Origin of the sequence: Microcystis sp. M061S2 (assembly GCF_020245605.1) — a bacterium.
Lineage (GTDB): Bacteria > Cyanobacteriota > Cyanobacteriia > Cyanobacteriales > Microcystaceae > Microcystis.
Genome location: NZ_JADBUP010000016.1, coordinates 45,152 through 51,523, shown reverse-complemented (window position 1 = coordinate 51,523; position 6,372 = coordinate 45,152). Strand labels below are relative to the sequence as shown.

The 6,372-nt window shown below is 44.6% G+C and carries 7 protein-coding genes, 1 tRNA gene and 1 pseudogene; 3 read left to right on the top strand and 6 right to left on the bottom strand.

Annotated features, from left to right (window positions below; translation table 11 throughout):
- Positions 1–175: pseudogene (locus tag IM475_RS02690) on the top strand (IS630-like element ISMae25 family transposase); the annotation flags it as partial.
- Here the strand turns inward: IM475_RS02690 and IM475_RS02685 are convergent.
- Together IM475_RS02685 and IM475_RS02680 are read right to left on the bottom strand one after the other, a co-directional pair.
- Positions 159–968, bottom strand: a complete 810-nt coding sequence (locus tag IM475_RS02685; RefSeq protein WP_287726594.1) for a TrmH family RNA methyltransferase — start codon at positions 966–968, stop codon at positions 159–161. The pseudogene IM475_RS02690 and the gene IM475_RS02685 sit on opposite strands and share 17 nt — an antisense overlap.
- 62 nt (positions 969–1,030) lie before the next feature.
- A tRNA-Leu gene (locus tag IM475_RS02680) sits at positions 1,031–1,114 on the bottom strand.
- A gap of 191 nt (positions 1,115–1,305) precedes the next feature.
- Between IM475_RS02680 and murA the strand changes: the two genes are divergently transcribed.
- Positions 1,306–2,619, top strand: coding sequence for a UDP-N-acetylglucosamine 1-carboxyvinyltransferase (gene murA, locus IM475_RS02675; protein WP_046661722.1), 1,314 nt, complete (start codon positions 1,306–1,308; stop codon positions 2,617–2,619).
- Between the two features lie 120 nt (positions 2,620–2,739).
- Here the strand turns inward: murA and IM475_RS02670 are convergent, their stop codons facing one another.
- Positions 2,740–3,342: a Uma2 family endonuclease gene (locus IM475_RS02670; RefSeq protein WP_287726593.1), complete on the bottom strand. Its 603-nt coding sequence runs from the start codon at positions 3,340–3,342 to the stop codon at positions 2,740–2,742.
- Positions 3,343–3,644: 302 nt separating this feature from the next.
- Between IM475_RS02670 and IM475_RS02665 the strand changes: the two genes are divergently transcribed.
- Positions 3,645–4,349, top strand: a complete 705-nt coding sequence (locus tag IM475_RS02665) for a PEP-CTERM sorting domain-containing protein (RefSeq protein WP_287726592.1) — start codon at positions 3,645–3,647, stop codon at positions 4,347–4,349.
- 179 nt (positions 4,350–4,528) lie between these two features.
- Here the strand turns inward: IM475_RS02665 and IM475_RS02660 are convergent, their stop codons facing one another.
- The 3 genes from IM475_RS02660 to IM475_RS02650 form a co-directional block, all read right to left on the bottom strand.
- On the bottom strand, positions 4,529–4,939 hold the full coding sequence (locus IM475_RS02660; RefSeq protein ID WP_012268333.1) for a type II toxin-antitoxin system VapC family toxin: 411 nt from the start codon (positions 4,937–4,939) through the stop codon (positions 4,529–4,531).
- Positions 4,936–5,241, bottom strand: coding sequence for a hypothetical protein (locus tag IM475_RS02655; RefSeq protein ID WP_061431457.1), 306 nt, complete (start codon positions 5,239–5,241; stop codon positions 4,936–4,938). The genes IM475_RS02660 and IM475_RS02655 overlap by 4 nt, the downstream gene beginning before the upstream one ends.
- Positions 5,242–5,384: 143 nt before the next feature.
- Positions 5,385–6,332, bottom strand: a complete 948-nt coding sequence (locus IM475_RS02650) for an RpnC/YadD family protein (protein ID WP_287726591.1) — start codon at positions 6,330–6,332, stop codon at positions 5,385–5,387.
- Positions 6,333–6,372 lie beyond the last annotated feature (40 nt).

Genomic DNA, 6,372 nt, shown 5'->3' with positions numbered 1-6,372 from the left:
GATTTCTAGCAAGGAAGAACTGAAAAGGGAGATAGAAACATGGCAAAAAGAACGTAATCAGACTGCATCTACAGTAATATGGACGTTTACGACCAGCGATGCTAGGGTCAAGCTGAAACATCTTTATCCTGTGTTTGAGGAAGAGGAATCGGGAGAATCTATTGCACCAAATTAGCTGAAACAGTCCAGTAGGATAATTGTCTTCTAGCTTCGTAGAGGATGACAGCAGTAGCGATCGCAACATTTAAAGATTCCACACCACCAAAGAGGGGAATTTTCACCGTTTCATCGGCTAAAGTCGCTAATTGGGGTGATAAACCGGCTCCTTCATTGCCTAATAATATTAAAGTCGGACGGGTAAAATCAATCTCCCAATGGCTTTTGGTGGCTGTGGGTAAAGTCGCGATCGCTTTTACCCCCTGTGCTTGATATTTTTTCACTAAAGCCGATAAATCCGATTCTACCACCAGGGGCGATCGAAACCATTCCCCGGCGGAACTGCGGATCACTTTGGGGTTATCGATTTCGACGCTATCGAGACTTAACCAGATACCCTGTACCTCTGTAGCCACGGCAGTGCGGATAATAGTGCCGAGATTACCCGGATCCTGCAATCTTTCCAAAACTAAGCCCAATTGTAGCGGATTTTGGGGGACTGGATGAAGGTGATCACGGGAAATAGTAGCAATCACACCATCGGGATTAACCGTTGTTGCTAGGGAAGCGAGGACTTCCGGGGAAACTATCTCGACTCGTTTGGCCTGATTTTGAAGCTTCTCCGCTAATTCTCCCTGTCTTTGCCGCCACTTTTCCGTATAACAAACCGTCTCTAGGGAACAATTCAGGGCTAAAGCTGTCTCTAGTAAGTGGGTTCCCTCAATTAAGGACAAATTCTGCTCCTGTCGCTCTCTAGTGCGGTGTAGCTTGCGAATTTGCTTGATTAAAGGGTTTTGAACACTGCTAATCATAGCCAATCGGATTTTTCACCCCGCTAGGGCTACCCTAAACAACTGCGTCTTGAGGGAGATAATGCGGAACTCGGGACTTGAACCCGAAAGTCTTTGCAGACACTAGAACCTGAATCTAGCGCGTCTACCAATTCCGCCAGTTCCGCATTTTTCTTTCACAATCTTTTATTATACTATCGGACAATCCATAAGTCAAGATAGTTGAGATAATTAAGACAAAAATCGCTTTTCGGGGTAGAATCACCAATAATTTCCTCAAAAATCTGATAAGATGCAGTCTCATTTTGCTGAAGCTTTCCTTAGCCAAGACTCCCAACCAAGATAAATGAATCATCCTATGACCATCGATACCGAGCATCCCTATTTAGAAATTCAAGGTCGTCACTCTCTCCGGGGTGAAGTCAAGATCAGTGGCGCCAAAAATGCCGCTCTCGTGATTATGGCGGGAGCTTTACTCTGCTCCGACGAGTGCCAGATTAGTAATGTACCCGCCCTAGCCGATATCGAGCGGATGAGTCAAATTCTCTCGGCCCTAGGCGTGCAGGTCCGTCGCACCGGAGATAGACTAGAGATTGATGGCAGAGACCTCAAACAAGCTCAAGCGCCCTACGATCTCGTCTCCCAGTTGCGGGCCAGTTTTTTCGCCATCGGACCGATTTTAGCCCGTTTAGGAGAAGCAAAAGTTCCCCTCCCCGGCGGCTGCGCCATTGGGGCCAGACCAGTGGATCTGCACGTTAGGGGCCTACAGTCAATGGGTGCAGATGTATTAATCGATGGCGGCATGGTACACGCCCGCGTTAAGGGTAATGGTCGTCTGAAAGGGGCGAATATTTATCTGGATTATCCCAGTGTGGGAGCGACGGAAACCCTAATGATGGCGGCGACTTTAGCGTTCGGGGAAACCATTCTCGGCAATGCGGCCCAGGAGCCAGAGGTGATTGATTTAGCCAATTTTTGTGTTTCCATGGGGGCAAAAATTCGCGGTGCTGGGACCAATACAATTGTCATCGAGGGAGTTTCCCGTCTGCACAGTACCGATTACAATATCATTCCCGATCGCATTGAAGCCGGGACTTTACTGATAGCCGGGGCGATTACCCGCTCAGAAATTAGTCTTTATCCGGTGATTCCCAGCCATTTAGCTTCGGTAATTGCTAAACTGCACGAAATCGGTCCGGAAGTGGTGGAAGATGGCCCTAATCGTCTCCGGATTATCCCTAAAGACTTAAAAGCCACCGATATCGAAACCCTGCCCTATCCCGGTTTTCCCACGGATATGCAGGCCCAATTTATGGCTCTGTTAACTTTAACCGAGGGCAGTAGCGTAGTTAATGAGACGGTTTTTGAAAATCGTCTGCGTCATGTGGCCGAATTAAAGCGTCTGGGAGCAGATATCAAGGTCAAAGGAAATGTGGCTTTAGTGCGCGGTGTGCCTTTCCTCTCTGGGGCGCCGGTGATGGCCACGGATCTACGCGCTTCGGCAGCTTTGGTGGTGGCGGGATTGGCAGCCCAGGGGACTACTATTGTGCAGGGACTCCATCACCTCGATCGAGGTTACGATAATTTAGAGGGTAAATTAGGAGCATTAGGGGCAAATTTACGCCGGGTTGATCCTTTAGCCTTAGAATTGGCTACCCTGTCCCCATCTTAACAGGATGATTAGTTATCGCTGTTCTATCAGTGTTGAGGATTCCCGTGAGCAACAATATAGAACAGCGTTAATCGTGCTTAGTTGTTCTATATTGACGGAACCTTTCATCAGCGATCGCATTTACCAAATCTTAGCCATTACTAACTCAAACCCCGGCAATTCTGGATCACCACTAATGGTTTCAGGAGCATTTAAAATCTCCGGTTCTCGATGGGGGCGATAAATATAGACTTGGCGATTTTGGCGATCGATTAACCAACCCAATAAAGTACCATTGGCAATATATTCTTCCATCTTTTTCTGCAAACTGGATACCGTATCACTAGCAGAACGCAATTCAATGACAAAATCGGGACAGATAGGGGCAAAAGAGGCTTTTTGTTTTTCTGTTAAAGCATTCCAGCGTTCTAATTTAATCCAAGCAGCATCCGGTGAACGAGTCGCACCATTGGGCAGCGTAAAACCCGCACTGGAATCAAACCCAAGCCCCGTTCCATCTAGTTCTGACCAGTTCCCCAGTTGCAGAGCTATATTAAAATTGCGATTACCCGTATCTGAAAAAGCAGGAGGCATAACGATCACTTCTCCACTAGCACTGCGTTCAATGCGTAAATCTCGATTGGCTAAACAAAATTCATAAAATTGCTCCTCCGTCATCGGCATAATCCAAGGAAGATCAATCATCAAAGGAGCCGAGGTCGCTTGCACAAGTAGTGTCGTCATATTTTCGCCCTACTCAAGAATTACATGAGTTAACAACTGAATGCCCTTCAATCTTAACTTAGCTCTAGTCAACGGCATTAATGACTACTAGAGATAGAATGCGATCGCTCTTAACCTTGCCAAAGAAGCCTGACGGAGAGGAATGTAAAATATTTATAAAAATGTAGCTTAGAATACATTTGTGGGGGGGGTAATGTGTATTGTTTTGCTATCTCCTTTTGGGGTTGGGTTGGGTTGTTGCTTGACCTGGCTGCGAGAGGGGCGATCGCGATCACTCAAAAACACTATTCAGGAGTAGGTAAATGAAAAACTGGAATTTAGCTTTGGTCCTTGGGACTGCTGTAGTAACTATAGGTCATTGTGTTGTTTTTACCAGTAAGGCAGAAGCAGGTTCATTTTCGACATCTATAGATTGTCCTAATCCAAATGTAGGTGTATTCACGGATGAATGGCTGACTGGATTTTTATCTGGAAGCGGCGGAACGATAGACGTGAGTGATGATAACAAATTTACTTTTGATGTTACTTGTAATAGTCCAGGCAAAGTAACTCTCAGTGATACAGGTTTTTTTCAATCTAAAGAATCCTATCATATTAAATTCAAAGGTGTTTCTGGAACAGGAGCATTTCGACTGCATTTCTTGGCTTATTTAACTAATAATGGTACAGAAATTCCTAATACTAGTCGAGACTGGTCTTCAGGATTGATCGGTAGTCTTCCAGGAGGGGCGACGACAATAGATTATCCTTGGTTTGGCAATTTAGTTGATCCAGGAAGCAGTATAATTTTTAACGATCTTCATTTCAAGGTAATGATTACTTCAATCCAACCCGCTACTTTTACATGGGAGTCAGTATCATTGGGGGTTGATGCCCAGAAAATAATCCCCGAACCCACCTCAATTCTAAGCCTCCTCGCGCTCGGCACACTCGGCGCAGCCTCAACCCTCAAGCGCAAATTGAAATCCTCCAAATCCTCAGAAAAAGAAACCACAAAAGTCTCCTAATACCATCAATAAAATCCGATAATTCCCCTTCATTAATTGGAGGGGTTTTTATCAGTTGTCATACTAAATCCGTTGAGTAACGCACAGAAAACGGGTTTCTCCGAGAAACCCGTTTTCTATTAATGCTTGGGAATATTTTTTCCTAGCTTAGGGGGATTGAAAGTTTAATTTTCCCTCTGTTATTCAAATAGAATTATGAAACCCTCTTGCTGAAAATGATTGTCGTGAGTTAACACTTGACTGATTTTTAAGCGCTGCATGACCGTCATTGAAATACAATCTGTCAGGCTATATTCTTTGTCTGGACGGCGGCGGTATAACTCGAAGCCTTGCAGGAATGATTCTCGGTTTTGCGGAATGACTTGAAGGCGGGGATTCTGGAGCAGATCATCGATAAATTCGACAGTACGCCGCTTCCGATTTGCTCCCCGGACTGACATAAAATTCAGTAGCTCTACCAAAACTTCATCCGTCGTCACAAGTTTAACGTTTTTGAGACTGGACGTAACTTCTCTGGCTCGTTGATGCCAATTATCTTGGGGATTGATTAAAGCAACCCAGTAGAAAGTGTCGGCAAAAATTTGTTTCATTGCCTTTTCTTGGGACTCCCATAAAGATAATGGTCATGCTCTTCTGCACCGTCAGATGGAAGCGGATCAAGTTCTTCTTCAGGGAAGTTCAGATTCAACCTATCAACTATCTTTAAAATTGATTCTCCAGTCTCCTCTTGAGATATATCAGAAGCCATCAGATGAGTTTCCAGGGCATCTTTCAGTCGATTTAAAACGCCTTCTAGAGAGCTATCCTGGTAATCAATTGCTGCTAATTCAGGAGATTTGAGTGAATATCCGTCGGGATTCTTGGAGATGACAATGCTGATTTGATTGACCATAATCCTTCCTATCTCAGGCTAATCAAGAATTGGGACTTCTTTAGTCTAGCAAAATAAGCAGGACATTTAAGGTTCTTCAGGATTTGGAAATGATTGTTCATCGGGAATTTTAATTGTCTGTTTTTGAGATTGGGATTGAAAGTTTAATTTTCCCTGAATCTTTCTAACAGTTCTGAGCGAGATAAATTAGCCAGAGAAAGAAGTAACCCGGTGCGTTCCGAGATAGGAAGTTGGGCAATCTGTTCCACCAGACCAGATAATTCTGCATCTAGGGGGCCAAACCGTCCTTCCAGAAGACTGGTTATCAGCGATAGTTGTCCTTCTAAACTGCCTCGTTGTATCCCTTCTTGTATCCCTTCTTGTTTCCACTCTTCTCGTTGTTGTAAATAAGCTGGTGATAGGTTCATAATCTCCTCCTGTTCTTCGGTACTTAAATTATCTCTTAATTCCAAACTCTTGCGCCAGTTGGCCAGAATTTCCAGTAAATTCTCTTGGAAAGGATTACCTTCAGGCAATTGCACTAATTCTTCTACTGCTCGTTTCTGTGTCCCTCCTTTTCCTAGCACCCTCAACCATAAAGTCTCCTCATTGACTGGTAATTGATGGATGGCGACAATTCCTGTTTTGAACAGGCTAGGGGAAAAATAAACTCCTTTTCCCCACTCCTCTTTCATCCCCTCTTCTGGTAGGAATGAAGGGGGGATTCCCACGACTTCTTCAATCATTCTCGCTGAAAAAGTAGGCGTTAAAATCCAGAGAACTGGTAGTTCAGCTTCTGTTAGAGTTTTGTTTGTCCGTTTCGCCTTCCTCAAGACCTCGCCATGAACCGCATATAACTTTGAGATGCAACTGCGAATCTCTACCTCGGAGGGTGGGTTACGGAAAGGTTCAAATAAGCAGCAAGTCGCCGCCATTTTAGCGAGTAAGCCCAAGGGTAAGTCAGTCCTTGATGCTGAACTGGCTGGTTCAAACCAGACATCGATTTCTTGAACTTCACTCTTGACTTTCTTGCTCTTTTTAATCGTCCCTAGAGACGCTAAGAGTTCTTCTAAATATTCCTTGGCAAATTGGTCGTGAATTTGGCGCGTCATTGCAGGGGATAATTAATCCGAGAAAGTGCATTAACAATCT